Here is a 16,778-nt window from a genome sequence, read left to right on the forward strand (position 1 = left end):
GGGCGCCGGGCGTTTCGGCATATGGTCCACCCCCTTTCGGACTGATGGCGCGCCTGGCGCGTGCCATCGGCCGCGCCCGCCCGGAAACGAGCGGCGCGGCCAAGGGGTGCAGGCTGGACCATCGGCGCCTTGGCGCCAAAGGAAACGGCCTCTCGACATTCGTCGGGGGCCGTTTCGTCATTCAGGCTTGGATTGGGCAGGCTCGGATTGAGCTTTGGAGCGGCGATCTGATCGATCCAGATCGCCGCTCCAGCTTCCCTGCTTTCCGCGGTTCCTGATCAGCGATCAGTTCGCGTGCCTGGAAACCGCTCTGCTGCTTACCAGAAGAAGCCGCGATGCACTTCCATCACCCTGCCGGTCCGCACATTGACCAGCAGCACGTCGTTATAATGCCTCACCCACCGCAGGTTCACGCCGGGGCGCGGCAGGCGATAGCGATAGGGATCGGCGATATAGTACCGCGAGCTGTAATAGGTCGGCCGAAGCCGCGCGCCGACCTCCCAGCGGTTGTAGCGGAACGGAGCGCGCCAGTTGCCGCCGCGATAGACGTCACGGTGCGAACGGCGGTAATCGCGCCAATCCTCCCGCAATTCCTGCCGCGCCTCGCGCACGTCGCGCCGCTCTTCCCGCACGTCGTGCCGGCTGCCATAGCGCTCGGCATCGCGCAGGTCGCGCTGTTCGTGGCGCAGATCACGGGCGCTGTCGCGCACCTCGGCGCGAGACTGGGCCATGGCGGCGCCCGGCATCACTGTTGCGGCCATCAGGCCCAAGATAATGAATTTACGCATAGGTCTTCTCCCATTGCCTGGTGGCTGAAGTCCGGTGGGGAGAGGGTAACTTTCCCGCGCCCCGCCGGTTCCGCCGACCACGAAGACAGATATGCACCCGGTCACCTGAACATGTCGGGAATGAAACGGTCAGGAATCAGTCATTTATGTCGCACTTTGTATCAGCATCCGTGGCACTCAGGGCTTCCAGGGACGCTCGCGAAACCATTTGGTGGCGACATATTTGACGCCTCGCTCCACCGGACGCGCGGCGTGCAGGCTGAGGAGGTTGGGCGATCCATCCCGCTCCATATTGTTCCACATCAGCAGCATGCCCTCGACAGGCGGGACCATGAATTCGCAATGGGGGAAATGCGTTTCCCCGCCCGCCTCCACCGGCGACAGGTAGATCATCGCCGTCCAGCTCCGCTGCCCGCCGGATTTCATCATGGCCGGCCAGTAACTGGCGGTCACCGGGAAATAGTCGCAATGCGCCTTATATTCCTGCCCGGGCTGATAGCGTTGCCCCTGCAGGGTTTCGCCATGCTCTCCGGCCAGGCCCATCAGCGCGCAGATCCGGTCGCTGATCCCGCTGACCAGCGGGCTCCAGGGGCTGAGATGGCAGCTTGCGCTGGTGCGGTAATCGGCATTGGCGCTGCCTGAAAACAGGGTGGAGGGCTGCGCGCCCGCATCGATCAGTTCCCGCAGGCCGTCGCATTCCTCCGCGCTCAGAAATTCCTGCCGTCCATAGATTTCGAGTCTTGGCGTATCGATCCGGCTGACCATCGGATTACGGTCCAGCCGCGCCCGCACCATCTCTCCGATCCGCGCCCGTGCTGCGGAGGCGACCCCGCCATCGTCAACAATCTCGCTCATGCCGCTCTCCTGCCACCGTGCGGGCGTTCGGCGCAAATGAAAAGGGCCCGGAACCTTCCGGCTCTGGACCCAGTGTTTCCTGAAGGCCAGTTCAGGAGCGCCTGTCTTCCGGCGTTACCAGAAGAAATCGTGGATCACGTCGATCACATAGCCGTCGCGTATGTCGACCAGCAGCGCATCGTCATAATAGCGGACCCAGCGCAGCGAGCCGTAGGCAGGCGGCAGGCGGTAATAATAGGGATCGTCGATCCAGTAGCTGTTCGAATAGAGCAGGCTGTTCAGGTAGATCCCGATCGAAAAGCGCGAATAGCCATAGCCCCAGCCGCTTGGCGCATAATAGCGGCCGATCCGGTAACGGTCGCCATAGCGGGAGCGATAGCTGTACCAGTCATAGCGGCGGTTGTTGCGCCAGCCATTGTCCCAGCGCCTCTGCCCCTGCCACCGTGTACGGTCGTCAAAGCGCGCCCCGCTGTTCCAGCCCGGGTTGCCGCCGTTCCAACGCCGGTCGCCATTGTTCCAGCGCCGGTCGTCGCGCCGGTCCCGATCATTCCGGTCCCGATCATTCCGGTCCCAATCCCGCCGACCGTCCTGCCCGTTGCGCCGATCGCGGTCGTTCCAGTCGCGGCCGTTCCTGTCGTCGCCGCGCGGGGATGTCTCGAACCGCTGCTGGTCGCGGTTCCAGCGGGTGACCGTGGCCGGCCCTTGCGCGTTCGGCCGCGCATTGTTGCCACGCCATTGCGGCTGCGCGGCCGGTGCCGGCGGCGGGGCGGCCGGCGCCTGCTGTTGCTGCCAGCGCTGCTGCCGCATCTCGCCGCCACCTTGCCACTGGCGCTGCGCCTGTCCATTGCCGGATCCGCCACGGCCGCCTTCCGGGCGTCCCGCCCGTTCGCCGCCGCGGCCGCGCCAGCCGCCATCATCGCCCCGTTGGGCATAGGCCGGGGCGATCCCGCCCAGAACCGTCGCGGTCATCAAGCCCGCCAGCATCATTTTCCTCAACATGCCGTTCGCCTTCATCTTGCGGGGCCATTCGCCCCTCATAATCCGCTTTTAAACGGGGGGCGATGTCGTGATGCTGAACTTGACTGTCAGCGATCTGAAAGAATCCGCAGCCTGCGGCGGGACGCACTCTGCGCCGAACTGCCGGGAAATATAACCAATGTTATAAGGAAAGCTGATCCAGATCAGTGCGGTGCTCGATAAACCCCCTTAGGGATGCGGGGTGACGATAACGCCCACTGCCGGCAGCGCTCGACAGGCCCTGCGTCAAGCGACGATGGAAAGCCATCAGCGAGTCGATGATCTGTTCTCGCGCTTTTCGCTGGACGACCGGCCCGGCTATGCCGCTTTTTTGAGGGCGCATGCCCGCGCGCTGGCCCCGCTGGAGGCCATGATCCGGCCGGACGCGCCGCGCCTGCCGCAACTGGCGCAGGATCTTGCGACTCTGGACGAAACGCTGCCCGCGCCGCTTGCTGCGCCGACACCCCCTACCGATGCCTATCGCTGGGGCGTCCGCTATACGCTGGAAGGATCACGGCTAGGCGGGGCCATGCTCGCCCGCCGCGTCGGTTCCGGCCTGCCCCGCGCCTATCTGAGCGCGGCGCATGAAAAGGGCGGCTGGGCGGCCTTCCAGCGCCGGCTGGACGCCGCCGCTGCCAAGGGCGGCAGGACATGGATCGACGAGGCGATTCGCGGTGCCAGTGCGGCATTCGATCTGTTCGCGGCGGCCGCCCTCGAAATGGTGCCGCTTCATGGCTGATGGCGATATTCTGGCTCAGGATTTCGCCGTCGACCTCGACAATTGCGACCGGGAACCGATCCATGTGCTCGGTACGGTCCAGCCCTTCGGTTTCCTGATCGCGCTGACCGCCGACTGGCTGGTGTCGCGCGTATCCGCCAACAGCGCCGACCATATCGGCCTTTCGCCAGAGCAGATGCTGGGCCAGCCGATCAGCGCGATCTTCAGCGGGGAGGCGGTCCACTCCCTGCGCAACCGAATCACCCTGTTGCGCGGTCCCGACGCGGTCGAGCGCATCTTCTCGCTCACGCTGATAGACGGCATCGCGCCCTTCGACGTGGCCGTCCATTTCTCCGGCTCGCTGGTCGTGATCGAGGCGGAACCGGCGTCCCGCGACGAGATGGAGGCGAGCAGCACGGTCCGCTCCATGGTGTCGCGGCTTGGCCAGACGCAGGGCATGGCGGCCTTCCTGCGGGACGGCGCGCGCCAGGTGCGGGCGCTGACCGGCTTCGACCGGGTCATGGTCTATCGCTTCGCGGACGGTGGCGATGGGGAAGTGGTCGCCGAAGCGCTGCGTCCGGGCGTCGAGAGCTTTTTCGGCCTGCATTATCCCGCGTCCGACATACCAGCGCAGGCGCGGGCGCTCTACCTGCGCAACATCTTCCGGGTAATCGCGGATGTTCGGGCAAAGCCGGTTCCCATCGTGCCGCAGCTCGATCCGTCGGGCGCGGCGCTGGACATGTCGCTCTGCCTGACGCGGGCGGTTTCGCCGATTCATATCGAATATCTCGGCAATATGGGGGTGGGGGCCTCGCTCTCCATCTCGATCGTCGTCGAAGGGCGGCTCTGGGGCCTTTTCGCCTGCCACCATTATGGTCCCCGCCTGCCCAGTTTCGCGCAGCGCAGCGCGGCCGAACTGTTCGGCCAGATTTTCTCGATGATGCTCGAAAATCGGGAACGGAGCGAAACCGCCGCCTATGAGGGCAAGGCGCGGCAGGTCGCTGACAGGCTGATGTCGGCGGTGGCGCAGGACCATGACCTGCTCTCCAACGCCCGCTGGCTGGGCGACGTGATCTTCGACACCATCCCGGCGGACGGCGTGGGCGTATATATCGACGGCCAGATGGCCTTTTCCGGCCTTGCCCCCGACCAGCGGAGCTTCGCCGCCATCGTCGCCATGCTGAACCGGGCGGCGGCTGGCCAGGTCTTCGCCACCGAAAATCTGTCGCGCCTGTTGCCTGAAGCGGCTGCCCATGCCGATCGTGCGGCCGGCCTGCTCGCCATCCCGCTTTCGCGCCGCCCGCGCGACTATGTGGTGCTTTTCCGGGCGGAACAGCTTCGCTCGGTACGCTGGGCGGGCAGTCCTGAAAAGCATGTCGAATATGGCCCCAACGGCCCGCGCCTGACGCCGCGCAAGAGCTTCGAGGAGTGGTCGGAACTGGTGCGCGGCACGGCGACGCCCTTCACCGCCGCCGAACTGCGCGTCGCGGAGGCTCTGCGTACCGCGCTGCTGGAGGTCATATTGCGCCTGTCCGATTCCGCGCATGAGGATCGGCGGAAGGCGCATGAAAAGCAGGAATTGCTGATCGCGGAACTCAACCACCGCGTGCGCAACATCCTCTCGCTGATTCGGGGCCTCTTGTCCCAGACCCGCGACAGCGCCCAGTCGATCGACCAGTTCATCGACACGCTGGAAAGTCGCGTCCATGCCCTGGCCCGGGCGCACGACCAGATCACTGCGGACCGCTGGGCGCCCGCCCGGCTCTACGATCTTATCGAGGTGGAATCGGCAGCCTATCTGGGTGCGCGGCGCGACCGGGTGACGCTGACCGGCCCTAACGTCCTGCTGACGCCTGCCGCCTTCACGGTGCTGGCGCTGGTGATTCACGAATTGCTGACCAACGCCGCCAAATATGGCGCGCTGTCCGACAATGGCAGCGTCACCATCGACTGGACCGTCGATGCCGATGGCAGCCTGCTGCTCGATTGGCGGGAAAGCGGCGGGCCCGCCGTGCTCGCGCCCACGCGCCGGGGTTTCGGATCGACCGTGATCGAACGGTCCATCCCCTATGATCTCGATGGCCGGGTGGAGGTGCATTACCGCCTTTCCGGGCTGGAGGCGCACTTCTGCATCCCCTCCGCCCATGTCGCCTCGGTTCTGCCCGACGTCATCGGCGCCGAACGCGCCGGCATTGTTCACGCGCCCGCGCCGACCCTGCTCAAGGGCCGCAATGTGCTGCTCGTCGAAGACAATATGATCATCGCCATGGACGGCGAGGATGCGTTGCGCGACCTGGGGGCCGAGGTGATCACCGCCGCCAGCGTGAGCCGCGCGCGGGAGGCGATCGCGAACCATGAGGTCGACCTGGCCGTGCTGGACTTCAACCTGGGCAATGAAACCAGCCTTCCCGTGGCGGAACTGCTGGCGGAAAAGGGCATCTCCTTCCTCTTCGCCACCGGCTATGGCGATGGGCTGGAGCTGCCCGATCGCTTCGACGACGTGACGCTGCTCAAAAAGCCCTATTCCGGCGCGACCCTGGCCCAGGCCATCGCCCCCGTCCTTTAACCGTTTCGTACAGAGGCTGCCCTGGCATCCGCCCGAAACAATGCGTTTCCCCGGTTCCGCTTGCGTCGCGGCTGCGTCCATCCGATCTATCGGGGATGAGACAACCAACATTGTTCATTCCCCATGGCGGCGGCCCCTGCTTCTTCATGGACCCCGCCGACCCTGAAACGCCGCATTGCGACCCGATGTGGCAGCCGATGCAGGATTATCTGGCGGGCATCATCGCCAACCTGCCGGAACGTCCTCGCGCGATCCTGCTGGTCTCCGGCCATTGGGAGGAAAGCCGCTTCACGGTCCATGACGGGGAAAGGCCCGGCCTGCTGTTCGACTATTACGGCTTCCCGCCGCACACCTATACGCTCCACTGGGATGCGCCGGGCGCGCCCGCATTGGCCCGCCGCGCAGCCGATCTGCTGGAACAGGCGGGTTTCCAGACCGGCACGGAGGAAGCGCGCGGCTGGGACCATGGCGTCTTCATCCCGATGAAGGTGGCGTTGCCGCAGGCCGACATTCCCGTCGCCCAGCTTTCGCTTCACCACGGCCTTGACCCCGAAGCGCATATCGCCGCCGGCCGGGCGCTGGAACCCCTGCGCGACGAGGGCGTCCTGATCGTCGGTTCGGGCCTCAGCTTCCACAATCTGCGGGTGCGCGGCGCGCAGGCGACCGGGGCGGCGAAGCTTTGGGACGACGCCCTGACCGACGCCGTCCTGAACCCCGATCCCGCCAGCCGGGCGCGACGCATCGCCGCCTGGACCGACCTGCCCCATGCCCACTTCGCCCATCCGCGTGAGGAACATCTCCTGCCGCTGATGGTCGCCCTGGGCGCGGGGGGCAGGGATGCGGCCGTGCGCGACCATGCCAGCACCGTGCTGGGCTGGGCCGTTTCAGGCTACCGCTTCGGCTGATTCTGTAGCGCCGGAACCGCTTTCGCCTCCTCCTCCGGCGTGATGCCCGATGGCGGCACGGCGTCCACCACTTCCTCGCCGCGCATCACCCTGCCGGCACGCTGGATCGCGCCGCGCAACCGGGGATAGATGCCGCACCGGCAGATATTGGTGATCGCGGCGTCGATTTCCTCATCGCTCGGATCGCCCGACCGCCGCAGCAGCACCGAAGCTGCCATGATGACCCCGGGAATGCAGTATCCGCATTGCGAGACATTGTCCGCCGCGAACACCTGTTGGAGTGGATGGCCGCGATCAGGTGACAGTCCCTCTATGGTGGTGACGAACTTCCCCTCGGTCGCGGCGATCGTCACCTGGCAGGACCGGACCGCCTCGCCATCTATGTCGACCGTGCAGGCGCCGCAATCGCCGGTGCCGCAACCATATTTCGTGCCGGTCAGGTTGGACGCGTCGCGCAGCGCCCAGAGCAGCGGCGTGGCCGGGTCCATGCGATATTGGACGGGCCGGTCGTTGACGGTGAACTTCGTCATTCCATGCCCTCTTCCTCGACCTGGTGATAGAGGACTTCGTTGCGGATGTGGATGGTCCGCGAGGCAAGCCGGATTTCCTGGATGAAAGTGCCGAACGCTGCCGCCTGCAACACCATCGCCAGGCTGAACAGGATCGCGATCGGCGTGCCCAGATGCGAACCCAGCAGATTGGCGGCGAACAGCAGGATGACGACCAGACAGACGGCGCAGGCCGACGCCACCGACAGGAAGATCGCGCCGTTCACCACGCTCATCCGCCGGTCCAGCACGCGGATTTCGCTGACCATCCGGTCATGTTCCTTGCCGCGGGAGCCGAGGATCTTTTCCTCCACCACCCGCGCCCGGTCGATGATGCGCGCAAGCCGCCCGACGCAGACGTTCAGGAACGCGCCAATGCCGGTCAGCAGGAAGACCGGGGCCAGCGCAAGCTGGATGGTCTGGGCGACCTGGGAAACCTGGGGGAGTGCGATCATCGTGTCAAAGCAGCGCAGAGCAAGGAAAATGGCAAGAGGCGAAATGATGGCATGGGGCGCACGCCATCAAGACATGAGGAAATCATGCGCCTGCGACGGCAGGAATCCAGTTCGAACGCAGGAGGCGCAGCCGGACGGAGGGAGCCGGACTCCTGCCCTCGCAGGAGTGCGGCCTCATCCATACTCCCTCAGGCCGCGCCCTTGGCGGGGGTGTTGACCCCCATCGACTTCAGATATTGCCGGATATTGCGCGCCGCCTGGCGCAACCGCTGTTCATTCTCGACCATGGCGATGCGCACATAACCCTCGCCATCCTCGCCATAGCCGACGCCCGGCGCGACCGCGACCTTGGCATGGGTCAGCAGCTGCTTGGAAAATTCCAGACTGCCCATATCCTTCAATGCAGGCGGCAGTGGCGCCCAGGCGAACATCGAAGCGCGGGGCGCGGGAATGTCCCATCCTGCCCGGCCAAAGGCCTCCACCATCACGTCGCGGCGCTTGTGATAGAGCTCGCGATTCTTCTGCACGATGTCCTGCGGCCCGTTCAATGCCGCGCAGGCGGCCGCCTGGATCGGCGTGAACGCGCCATAATCCAGATAGGATTTCACCCGCTTCAGCGCCGCGATCAATTGCCGGTTGCCCACGGCAAAGCCGATGCGCCAGCCCGCCATGGAATAGGTCTTGCTGAGCGAGGTGAACTCGACCGCGACGTCCTTCGCGCCCGGCACCTGCAGGATGGAGGGCGTCGGATTGCCGTCATAATAAAGTTCGGAATAGGCAAGGTCGGACAGCACCCAGACCTTGTTCTCCTTCGCCCAGGCGACCAGCCGCTCGTAAAAGGCAAGATCGACCGTCTCTGCCGTCGGGTTGCTGGGATAGCCGACGACCAGGATGGACGGGCGCGGCACGGTGAAGGCCATGGCCCGCTCCAGCGACTGCCAATAATGCTCGTCCGGCGTCGTCGGCACGGACCGGATCGTCGCCCCCGCGATGATGAAGCCGAACATGTGGATCGGGTAGCTGGGATTGGGCGCCAGCACGACGTCCCCCGGCGCGGTGATCGCTGTGGCCAGGCTGGCCAGCCCCTCCTTCGACCCCATGGTCACGACGACTTCCGTCTCCGGGTCCAGATCGACGCCGAAGCGGCGGCCGTAATAATTGGCCTGCGCTTTCCGCAGCCCCGGAATCCCCATCGACTGGGAATAGCCGTGCGCGCTCGGTTTCTGCGCGACCTCGCACAGCTTGGCGATGACATGGTCGGGCGGCGGCAGGTCGGGATTGCCCATGCCCAGGTCGATAATGTCCTCCCCCGCGGCGCGCGCGGCAGCCCGCATCGCGTTCACTTCAGCGATGACATAGGGCGGCAGGCGCTTCATGCGGTAGAATTCTTCGGACATTTGGGGCTTTCCTGAAAGCTCGCTGTGAGGAATAGTGCATGACGCGCATTCGTCGCGTCACCATCCGGCTATAACCCGCCAGCCCGTGACACGCCAGAGAAAGCGGCAGACCGGACCATGCCAGGAGGAGGAAGGTGGCCATGAAGGAACAGGATGTCATGGAACCCCATCTCCCCACGCTTCAGGACATGCAGCAATGGACCCAGGTGCTGGGCCGCGCTCAGCAATTGCTGCTGGAGCAGGCGGCCGGCGCGGCCGGGCGTACGCTGCCCTTCGATCCGGAAGCGGTGGCGCGCATCCAGACCAGCTTCGCCGATGAGGGGCTTGCCCTGTGGCAGCGTTTCCTGACGTCGGGCGGGCTGCTGCGTGACCAGCCGGAGCCGCCGCCTTCGGGCAGTCCCGCGGCGGCCCGCGACCGCCGTTTTGCCGACCCGGCCTGGACGGAGCATCCCTTTTACGACCTCATCCGGCAGAGCTATCTGCTGCTTTCCGACTATCTGATGCGCATGGCCGATGCGGTGGACGGCGTCGATCCCCGGCAAAAGGCCAAGCTGCGCTTCGCGACCACCGGCCTGCTGGACGCGATCGCGCCCAGCAATTTCCCGCTGACCAATCCCATGGTCGTGCAGAGGACGATCCAGAGCGGCGGCGAAAATCTGGTCAAGGGCCTCAAGCACATGCTGGCCGATCTGGAAAAGGGCCAGCTCAGCCATACCGACGGCACGGCGTTCGAGGTGGGACGCAACATCGCCTCCACGCCGGGCAAGGTGATCAAGGAAACCCCGCTCTACCAGCTTATCCATTATGCGCCGACGACGGGAACGGTGATGGAAACGCCGCTGCTGATCTTCCCGCCCTGGATCAACCGCTTCTACATTCTCGACCTGTCGCCGGAAAAGAGTTTCGTCAAATGGGCCGTGGATCAGGGGCTCAGCGTCTTCCTGGTGTCGTGGAAATCGGCTGACGGCTCGATGAAGGACCTGGTCTGGGACGATTATATCCTGAACGGCCAGCTCGATGCGATCGACACGGTGCGTGACCTGCTGGACGTGCCGAGCGTCCACACCATCGGCTATTGCGTCGCGGGCACCACGCTCGCCGCCACGCTGGCGCTGCTGGCGGCGCGGGGGGAGGCGGACAAGGTCGCGAGCGCCACCTTCTTCACCGCCCAGGTCGATTTCAGCAAGGCCGGCGACCTCGCCCTGTTCGTCGATGACGAACAGATGAAGATGGTGGAGCAGCTTTCCTCCGGCGGCTTCCTTGACGGACGCTACATGGCCGCGACCTTCAACCTGCTGCGTGGGCGCGACCTCATCTGGAACTATGTGGTCAACAACTACCTGCTGGGGCAGGATTATCCGCCCTTCGACCTGCTCTACTGGAATGGCGACACCACCAACCTGCCCGCGCGCTGGCACAAGGATTATCTGACGCAGCTCTACCGCGACAATCTGCTGGTGCAGCCCGGCGCGATCAGCGTCGCGGGCACGCCCATCGACCTGCGCCAGGTCAGGACGCCCGCTTATGTCCAGGCCGGACGTGAAGACCATATCGCCCCGCTGGAAAGCGTGTGGAAGCTGACCGAGCATTTCTCCGGACCGATCCGCTTCCTCCTCGCGGGTTCGGGGCATATTGCGGGCGTGGTGAACCCGCCCGCGGCCGGCAAATATCAATATTGGAGCTGCGACGAATCGCAGCCGACCCTGGAGGCGTTTCTCGCGCAGGCGAAGGAGACCAGGGGCAGTTGGTGGCCCGACTGGATCGAATGGATTCGCGGACAGACCCCCGCCACGGTGCCGGTGAAGGGTGCCCGCCGCCCCGGCAAGGGCCGACTCAAGGCGATCGAGGACGCGCCCGGCCGCTATGTGAAAAGCCGCTAGTTCCTTCCTGCTGAACGGTTTTTGCGGCAGCCCGCCTTGCCGGGGCGACGGGCCGTATATGGCAAATTTGTTGCACTGCACAAAAACGCTTGCAATGGCGATACGATACCTATATTGTGCAGTGCAACAAATGGAGGTTGGTCCATGGCCGTTACCCCAAAGCCAGTTCGTAAAAAGCCCGTCGCCAAAAAAGCGTCGTCGACCCTGTCCGCCAGCGAGGCGCTCAAGGCTGCCGAAGCGGCACTCAAGGTCCCGGCCAAGGTGGCGGCAAAGCCTGCGGCCAGCAAGCCGGCACCGCCCAAGCCTGCCGCACCGGCCGCCAAGCCGGCGCCCGTGGCGAAGGCTGATCCGGTGGCGGTGATCGCGGCGACCACGGCAGTCGATGCCGCGCCCGAACCGGAACTGGTGAAGGAAGCGGCGGCACAACCGGCCCCCATCGCTGCGGCGCCAGAGGTGGAAAAGCCGCAGTCAAAGCCGGTCGTGGAGCCCAAGCCGGCTCAACCGGACCTATCGAAGAGCCTGTCGTCCAAGGCCGGGCCGCTAGAGCCCATGTTGCTGCCCGCCACAGAAGGAACGAAGATGATGAACGATGTGATCGAAACCGGAAAGAAATTCGCTGAAGAAACCAAGGCCAAGCTGGAGACGGTTTACGCCGACCTCAACGAGAAGGCCAAGGTGAGCGTCGAGAAGTCGACCAAGGCGATTGAGGAGTTCAGCGACATCGCCAAGGGCAATGTCGAAGCGCTGGTCGAATCCGGCAAGATCGCGGCCAAGGGCTTTGAGACCATCGGCCAGGAAGCCGTGGATTACAGCCGCAAGAGCTTCGAAAAGGCGACCGCGTCGTTCAAGAGCTTCTCGACCGTGAAGACGCCGACCGAATTCTTCCAGCTGCAGAGCCAGCTGCTCTCCAGCAGCTTCGATGAATTCACCAAGGAAGCGGCCAAGAGCAGTGAAGCGCTGATCAAGCTGGCCAGCGAGGTGACCTCGCCGCTCACCGCCCGCGTGACCGTGGTGACCGACAAGGTGAAGGCGCTCGCCGCCTGATCTTGCCTTCGGGTTCTGGAACAAGGAACGGCCCCGACATCGGGGCCGTTTTCCTTTTCCGCCAGGGCGCCGATCGACAATCGACCCATGGGAGGATGAGCGCGCCCGTCCCTTCAGGCCACGGCGCACGCCGACGGCAAACCGCCCATCACACGTTCCCCCAGGGCCCTTCCGAACGGGAAGGATGGTTTACGCGCTCTCGTCCCCCTTGCCATGCAAGCGCAAATCGCCATATCCTTGCCCATCATGAACAGCTTCTCGACCATGGCATATTCCGTGATGATGACGGACAGAGATCAGGACGACCAGGGCGATGGCTCGGGCGGTCCCAATGTCGGCATCGCGACGCGCACCCGCGCCCGGACGAAAAAGCCCTCCCTCTACAAGGTGCTGATGCTGAATGACGATTACACGCCGATGGAATTCGTCGTGCACGTCCTCCAGCAATTCTTCCGCATGGACATGGAGGAGGCGACGCGGGTGATGCTGCACGTCCACCAGCGCGGCGTCGGCATCTGCGGCATCTTCAGCTATGAAGTGGCGGAGACCAAGGTGAACCAGGTCATGGACTTCGCCCGCCAGAACCAGCACCCGCTCCAGTGCACGCTGGAAAAGGCTTAAGGCCCCGACCGGCACCTACAATCATCCTACCCCATGCACCCGCGACCGGTGCGCCGTGGCGGTCAGGTCTACCATCTCCCTTCTACCACTTGGGCACATGCAAGCTTAAAGCGGCTTGTCCGACAGCAATTTGCCGCTCAGCAAGTCGCGGGCCTCGGCCAGACCATCGGGTTCCAACCTGGTCGGACCAGCGGGCAGCCTATGATCGGCCCGCCTGCCATGTCGCTCGATATCCTGTATCAGCATTTTCATCTCTGCGATCTCCTTGACCTGATCGCGCGTGATCCGATCCGCAAGGTAGCGCACGCGTGGATCGCGAATGTCCGCCTTCCGGGCGTTGTTGATTGCAATGGAATGATGCGGGATCATTGCTTTCATGAAGCCGGTATCGCCAACCAACGTCTGATTTCGGTTGATCGCCAAAAGCGCGATGGCGCATAAGACCGACGCCGCGAGCACCAGGAGTTTTGCGGCTTGCGGCTGATACATCTTCCACATGAAGGCGAGCATTACCGCTATCATTACACAGCCCATGACGAACGATGAGACAAGTCGCGTCAGGCTGAACAGGACGTGGTCCCAACTGTAAACCAGTTGGTACATCAGAAAAAACATGATGATGGTGGATACCGCGATCATCGCCGCGAACCGACCCCATCCCATACGCATCTCGTGGCTCAGATCCATTGCAACCTCCATGCCGTCATGAGTGTAACTGGCGACATGGAGATTCGTTCTCGCGCTCGCGTTGAGCCCGACGAGCGCCGGGGGCCGGCGGCCTGATGGCGGACTTGGAGACCCCGGCCAAATCCGGCGCGGCCTTCGGCTGGACGATATGCTGTCAAAGCTGGAAGACGCTGGCGTTCTCGGTCGTCGTCGAACTGTTGCACGTCATCAACAGTACGGTAAGCCTATTTTCCGGCAGTTTGCGCACTTGCAACCCGATTGCGTATGAGTCGGAATAGCTGACATCGGGCTGTTCGCGCCATCTGCGTGCGATCCGCTCGATCATGTATTTTCAGCTCCTGCAGCATCTCGGAACCGCTTTAAGATCAGCAGGAATCACGTAGCGAACGACGCAGACCGCCTTCTTATGATCAGAACATGATGACAGACCTTGCTGTCTCGCCCTTTCGCAGGGCGTCGAAGGCCGAGCCGATCTCATCCAAGCGGATATGCGCGGCCACGAGGTCATCAAGATTCAGGCGACCTTGCATGTAGAAATCTACCAGGCGCGGTATGTCGACCGGAAAATGGTTCGAGCCCATGTTCGAACCCTGAAGCCGGCGTTCACCGAGCAGGGCGAAGCCCTCAAGTTCGATCTTGACTCCCACGGGCATCATGCCGGCGACTGTCGCGATTCCGCCAGGGCGGAGCATGGCGAAAGCCGCTTCGACGGTGGATTTGAGACCGATCGCTTCTATGGCATGATCGACGCCGCCTCTGGTCATCTCCAATATCTGATGGGCCAAGTCTTCGCCTGCCTCAATGACATCGGTAGCGCCGAAGCGCCGCGCCAGTTCGAGCTTGGCGGGCGCGCGGTCAACCGCGATGATCCTGCCAGCACCCGCCAGAAGAGCACCATTGATTGCCGACAATCCTACGCCTCCACAACCGATGACCGCAACGGTCTGGCCGGGCCGGATCCCTGCCGAGTGGATGGAGGCGCCAACCCCCGTCAGCACCGCACATCCCAGCACGGCTGCCTTGTCGAAGGGCATGTCGCGCGAAATCGCCACAAGGGCATTTTCATGGACAAGCACCTCCTCGGCAAACGCCGACAGGTTGACGAACTGGTGAACGGCCTCGCCGCCGATGGAAAGCCGCGGTGGCATTGCCGCGTCCCGCCGCGTCTCGCCCGTGCTGCACAGGACCAGCCTGCCGGAAACGCACGACGCGCAGTGGCCGCAAAAGGCGGAGAGGCAGCCTACGACATGGTCTCCACGCTTGACCGAGCGTACATCGCTGCCGACCTCGATCACGATTCCCGCCGCTTCATGGCCCAATATGGTGGGCAGCGGAAAAGGCACGTGCCCTTCGGCGAAGTGCAGGTCCGAATGACACACTCCGACCGCCTTCACAGCCACTCTCACCTCTCGCGGACCCACGTCGCCGATCGTAACGTCCTCAATGGTCAATGGTTTGCCGATTTCCCGCAGTACCGCCGCTTTCATGAACGATCCTCTCTTGCGCAGGTCCCCACTGCGCTCTGCTACTTCGCAATATTGACGGCATGCAACTGCGTGAACTCATGCAGGCCTTCACCACCATTATCGACGACCAGATCGATCCGCCAAGGCCGTAGCATGAGGCAGCGCATTCTCCTCATCCTTGATCCTTCACCACAGGGAGAAGCGGACCGAACGACTCTTCATCGGCCAGCCGGCCTCCATCCTCTATGCCCCGCACGGTGGTCGGGGCGATGAAATAGCCCGGTCGATCTGGCAATGCACCGCCTGCCACGATGGCATCCAATATCGCATGTTTGTCCATGAAATATTTTGCTGAACGGCGATGGCCCGAGTGCGAAATTTGCGGGCCCAAAGGACGTAGAGTTAAAGGTGACTTTCTATTTCGGAAAACGATCGCGAGAGGACATCGTATATTTGACTGGCAGCGAAGCCAGCAGCAATGAGAGCCAGGACGATAAACACACCAAATTGGAATACCGCTGACCAACGCCGGCTGTTCTCCAATTGGCGTGCGATCCTGGCATCAGCATCCATTCTCGGCTGTGCTCGGCGCTCAAAGGTAGATCCGGGGTCATTCGCCGACCGGGGGCGGGAAGCCAGGCGCGGTTCGTCGATTATGGCAGCGACGTCGAGCCTGCCCTGCGCCTGGATTCCGAAAAAGCGATCCTTTCGCCAGACGACCCGCCCAATGATGGTCTGTCGCCCTCGCCGAATTTCCACATATGTACCGCGATCTGGGGCTTCGTCAGATGCGACAAGCGCACCACCGGAGGACAGATTGTGAATGACAACTTCGATCCAGGATGCGCCTATGTGCATCCGCGCCGGTATCAACACCGGGTGACGTGCCTCACGAGGCTTGTATCCGATCTGTAATGCCTTGAGCAAGCGACAGCCTCTCCCACATCTGTCGCTTCTATGCCGTCATAGTAAACAGATTGCTAAGACCGGTGCTGTCAGACAAAGGCAAACCACTCTCCACATGATGTTTTCGGTCAAAAAGCGCGAGGATTCCGTTGAAGAGAAGCCGCTACTGGGCAAGGCGGCCGAGCGTCTCTCTTTGTAAGTCCGCCGGTTACTGGGCTGCGCTTCCGGTTCTGAGTCCAGCGTAGATGCCGACTGCCGCGAAAATCATCCTAGAGAGTGTAGCGATCGCGGGAACGTTGCGATCAACCACACGCTATTCGGAATGAAAAGGAGGGGACCGCAAAAGGAGATTGGCAATGGAATATGAGCAACATGACCGGAATAAAAAGATGGATATGTCGATGAGTTACGGTCGCTTCGCAGCCATGATCGCGACATCGACTGTCATCATGTTTGGTCTAATGTACGTTAATAGCTACGCGCTCGGCCATGTGGAATTCAGCCAGACCCGGACATGGATGGCTATGGTCATGGGTGGCACAATGGCAGTCATAATGATGGCCTTCATGTGGTCCATGTACAAAAATGCGAATCTCCGTTGATCTTGACGTACATCTCGTCAAGGTGCCATCGCCAGTGGCGGAAGTCCTTCAGCGGCTGATCCGCTGCCGGCGGATGTCGTCCGCAAACGGTGGACTGAACCTGTTCCACCAGAGGCGCACCGTCTCATGACAGATGTCGATGCCACGCTCGAAGAGCAGGTCCTCCACGTTCCGCAGTGACAGCGGACATACATCAGCACCACGAGGCGGATCACTTCCGGGGAGGAGTTGAAGCACCGGAACGGACTGGCAACAGGCTTGTTCATGCCAACCGTTACTGCGGGGCCGTTTGCTTTGACAGTACCGCCATGTGCGATCTCAGC

17 protein-coding genes and 2 pseudogenes are annotated in these 16,778 nt (G+C 63.2%); 7 read left to right on the plus strand and 12 right to left on the minus strand.

The window, feature by feature from the left end:
* Positions 1-317: 317 nt before the first annotated feature.
* The 3 genes from MRBLSP13_RS16575 to MRBLSP13_RS16585 form a co-directional block, all read right to left on the minus strand.
* Positions 318-788 carry an RcnB family protein gene (locus MRBLSP13_RS16575; RefSeq protein WP_363738731.1) on the minus strand — a complete coding sequence of 157 codons (471 nt, stop codon included), beginning with the start codon at positions 786-788 and terminating at the stop codon, positions 318-320.
* A 177-nt stretch (positions 789-965) separates the two neighbouring features.
* The gene (locus tag MRBLSP13_RS16580; RefSeq protein ID WP_363755601.1) at positions 966-1,643 is read right to left on the minus strand and encodes a prolyl hydroxylase family protein; all 678 of its coding nucleotides are present in this window, start codon (positions 1,641-1,643) and stop codon (positions 966-968) included.
* A 114-nt stretch (positions 1,644-1,757) separates the two neighbouring features.
* Positions 1,758-2,642, minus strand: coding sequence for an RcnB family protein (locus MRBLSP13_RS16585; RefSeq protein ID WP_363755603.1), 885 nt, complete (start codon positions 2,640-2,642; stop codon positions 1,758-1,760).
* 220 nt (positions 2,643-2,862) lie between these two features.
* Here MRBLSP13_RS16585 and MRBLSP13_RS16590 point away from each other — a divergent pair, with 220 nt between their 5' ends.
* The 3 genes from MRBLSP13_RS16590 (at position 2,863) to MRBLSP13_RS16600 (ending at position 6,849) form a co-directional block, all read left to right on the plus strand.
* Complete coding sequence (locus MRBLSP13_RS16590) at positions 2,863-3,399, plus strand: biliverdin-producing heme oxygenase (protein WP_414714717.1); 537 nt, start codon at positions 2,863-2,865, stop codon at positions 3,397-3,399.
* Positions 3,392-5,944, plus strand: a complete 2,553-nt coding sequence (locus tag MRBLSP13_RS16595) for an HWE histidine kinase domain-containing protein (protein ID WP_363738737.1) — start codon at positions 3,392-3,394, stop codon at positions 5,942-5,944. Before MRBLSP13_RS16590 ends, MRBLSP13_RS16595 begins: the two co-directional genes overlap by 8 nt.
* 95 nt (positions 5,945-6,039) lie before the next feature.
* Entirely contained in the window at positions 6,040-6,849 is an 810-nt protein-coding gene (locus MRBLSP13_RS16600; RefSeq protein WP_363738739.1) for a DODA-type extradiol aromatic ring-opening family dioxygenase, read from the plus strand.
* Here the strand turns inward: MRBLSP13_RS16600 and MRBLSP13_RS16605 are convergent.
* The 3 genes from MRBLSP13_RS16605 to MRBLSP13_RS16615 form a co-directional block, all read right to left on the minus strand.
* Positions 6,834-7,379: a (2Fe-2S)-binding protein gene (locus MRBLSP13_RS16605; RefSeq protein WP_363738741.1), complete on the minus strand. Its 546-nt coding sequence runs from the start codon at positions 7,377-7,379 to the stop codon at positions 6,834-6,836. The genes MRBLSP13_RS16600 and MRBLSP13_RS16605 overlap by 16 nt on opposite strands.
* Positions 7,376-7,852 (minus strand): DUF2721 domain-containing protein, encoded by a 477-nt coding sequence (locus MRBLSP13_RS16610; RefSeq protein WP_363738743.1) that lies wholly within the window; start codon positions 7,850-7,852, stop codon positions 7,376-7,378. The genes MRBLSP13_RS16605 and MRBLSP13_RS16610 overlap by 4 nt, the downstream gene beginning before the upstream one ends.
* Positions 7,853-8,040: 188 nt before the next feature.
* Positions 8,041-9,249 (minus strand): LL-diaminopimelate aminotransferase, encoded by a 1,209-nt coding sequence (locus tag MRBLSP13_RS16615; RefSeq protein ID WP_133653531.1) that lies wholly within the window; start codon positions 9,247-9,249, stop codon positions 8,041-8,043.
* 140 nt (positions 9,250-9,389) lie between these two features.
* On the opposite strand from MRBLSP13_RS16615, the gene MRBLSP13_RS16620 reads away from it, so the two are divergent.
* The 3 genes from MRBLSP13_RS16620 to clpS all read left to right on the plus strand — a co-directional run bounded on the left by MRBLSP13_RS16620 (position 9,390) and on the right by clpS (position 12,794).
* On the plus strand, positions 9,390-11,129 hold the full coding sequence (locus tag MRBLSP13_RS16620; protein WP_363755605.1) for a PHA/PHB synthase family protein: 1,740 nt from the start codon (positions 9,390-9,392) through the stop codon (positions 11,127-11,129).
* Between the two features lie 144 nt (positions 11,130-11,273).
* On the plus strand, positions 11,274-12,173 hold the full coding sequence (locus tag MRBLSP13_RS16625; protein WP_363755607.1) for a phasin family protein: 900 nt from the start codon (positions 11,274-11,276) through the stop codon (positions 12,171-12,173).
* A 246-nt stretch (positions 12,174-12,419) separates the two neighbouring features.
* On the plus strand, positions 12,420-12,794 hold the full coding sequence (gene clpS, locus MRBLSP13_RS16630; RefSeq protein ID WP_363755609.1) for an ATP-dependent Clp protease adapter ClpS: 375 nt from the start codon (positions 12,420-12,422) through the stop codon (positions 12,792-12,794).
* A gap of 105 nt (positions 12,795-12,899) precedes the next feature.
* Here clpS and MRBLSP13_RS16635 read toward each other — a convergent pair whose 3' ends face one another.
* The 5 genes from MRBLSP13_RS16635 to MRBLSP13_RS16655 all read right to left on the minus strand — a co-directional run bounded on the left by MRBLSP13_RS16635 (position 12,900) and on the right by MRBLSP13_RS16655 (position 15,874).
* The gene (locus MRBLSP13_RS16635; RefSeq protein ID WP_363755611.1) at positions 12,900-13,481 is read right to left on the minus strand and encodes a DUF305 domain-containing protein; all 582 of its coding nucleotides are present in this window, start codon (positions 13,479-13,481) and stop codon (positions 12,900-12,902) included.
* Between the two features lie 154 nt (positions 13,482-13,635).
* Positions 13,636-13,806 carry a hypothetical protein gene (locus MRBLSP13_RS16640; protein ID WP_363755613.1) on the minus strand — a complete coding sequence of 57 codons (171 nt, stop codon included), beginning with the start codon at positions 13,804-13,806 and terminating at the stop codon, positions 13,636-13,638.
* An 85-nt stretch (positions 13,807-13,891) separates the two neighbouring features.
* Positions 13,892-14,968, minus strand: a complete 1,077-nt coding sequence (locus MRBLSP13_RS16645; RefSeq protein ID WP_363755615.1) for a Zn-dependent alcohol dehydrogenase — start codon at positions 14,966-14,968, stop codon at positions 13,892-13,894.
* Between the two features lie 151 nt (positions 14,969-15,119).
* Positions 15,120-15,338, minus strand: coding sequence for an aldehyde dehydrogenase family protein (locus MRBLSP13_RS16650; RefSeq protein ID WP_414714718.1), 219 nt, complete (start codon positions 15,336-15,338; stop codon positions 15,120-15,122).
* Positions 15,339-15,349: 11 nt separating this feature from the next.
* Positions 15,350-15,874: a PilZ domain-containing protein gene (locus tag MRBLSP13_RS16655; RefSeq protein ID WP_363755617.1), complete on the minus strand. Its 525-nt coding sequence runs from the start codon at positions 15,872-15,874 to the stop codon at positions 15,350-15,352.
* 380 nt (positions 15,875-16,254) lie between these two features.
* On the opposite strand from MRBLSP13_RS16655, the pseudogene MRBLSP13_RS16660 reads away from it, so the two are divergent.
* Positions 16,255-16,449, plus strand: a pseudogene (locus MRBLSP13_RS16660) (DUF305 domain-containing protein); the annotation flags it as partial.
* Here MRBLSP13_RS16660 and MRBLSP13_RS22485 read toward each other — a convergent pair.
* Positions 16,436-16,721: pseudogene (locus MRBLSP13_RS22485) on the minus strand (IS6 family transposase); the annotation flags it as partial. The pseudogenes MRBLSP13_RS16660 and MRBLSP13_RS22485 sit on opposite strands and share 14 nt — an antisense overlap.
* Positions 16,722-16,778: the final 57 nt, after the last annotated feature.

This window comes from Sphingobium sp. LSP13-1-1.1, from assembly GCF_040676415.1.
Taxonomy (GTDB): Bacteria; Pseudomonadota; Alphaproteobacteria; order Sphingomonadales; family Sphingomonadaceae; genus Sphingobium.

Bases quoted from the DNA above. Each gene is read 5' to 3' on its own strand.
- MRBLSP13_RS16640 (WP_363755613.1), bottom strand. From the start codon at position 13,806: ATGATCGAGCGGATCGCACGCAGATGGCGCGAACAGCCCGATGTCAGC.
- MRBLSP13_RS16620 (WP_363755605.1), top strand. From the start codon at position 9,390: ATGAAGGAACAGGATGTCATGGAACCCCATCTCCCCACGCTTCAGGAC.
- MRBLSP13_RS16610 (WP_363738743.1), bottom strand. From the start codon at position 7,852: ATGATCGCACTCCCCCAGGTTTCCCAGGTCGCCCAGACCATCCAGCTT.
- MRBLSP13_RS16625 (WP_363755607.1), top strand. From the start codon at position 11,274: ATGGCCGTTACCCCAAAGCCAGTTCGTAAAAAGCCCGTCGCCAAAAAA.
- MRBLSP13_RS16600 (WP_363738739.1), top strand. From the start codon at position 6,040: ATGAGACAACCAACATTGTTCATTCCCCATGGCGGCGGCCCCTGCTTC.
- MRBLSP13_RS16575 (WP_363738731.1), bottom strand. From the start codon at position 788: ATGCGTAAATTCATTATCTTGGGCCTGATGGCCGCAACAGTGATGCCG.
- MRBLSP13_RS16645 (WP_363755615.1), bottom strand. From the start codon at position 14,968: ATGAAAGCGGCGGTACTGCGGGAAATCGGCAAACCATTGACCATTGAG.
- MRBLSP13_RS16580 (WP_363755601.1), bottom strand. From the start codon at position 1,643: ATGAGCGAGATTGTTGACGATGGCGGGGTCGCCTCCGCAGCACGGGCG.
- MRBLSP13_RS16635 (WP_363755611.1), bottom strand. From the start codon at position 13,481: ATGGATCTGAGCCACGAGATGCGTATGGGATGGGGTCGGTTCGCGGCG.
- clpS (WP_363755609.1), top strand. From the start codon at position 12,420: ATGAACAGCTTCTCGACCATGGCATATTCCGTGATGATGACGGACAGA.
- MRBLSP13_RS16585 (WP_363755603.1), bottom strand. From the start codon at position 2,642: ATGTTGAGGAAAATGATGCTGGCGGGCTTGATGACCGCGACGGTTCTG.
- MRBLSP13_RS16605 (WP_363738741.1), bottom strand. From the start codon at position 7,379: ATGACGAAGTTCACCGTCAACGACCGGCCCGTCCAATATCGCATGGAC.
- MRBLSP13_RS16615 (WP_133653531.1), bottom strand. From the start codon at position 9,249: ATGTCCGAAGAATTCTACCGCATGAAGCGCCTGCCGCCCTATGTCATC.
- MRBLSP13_RS16595 (WP_363738737.1), top strand. From the start codon at position 3,392: ATGGCTGATGGCGATATTCTGGCTCAGGATTTCGCCGTCGACCTCGAC.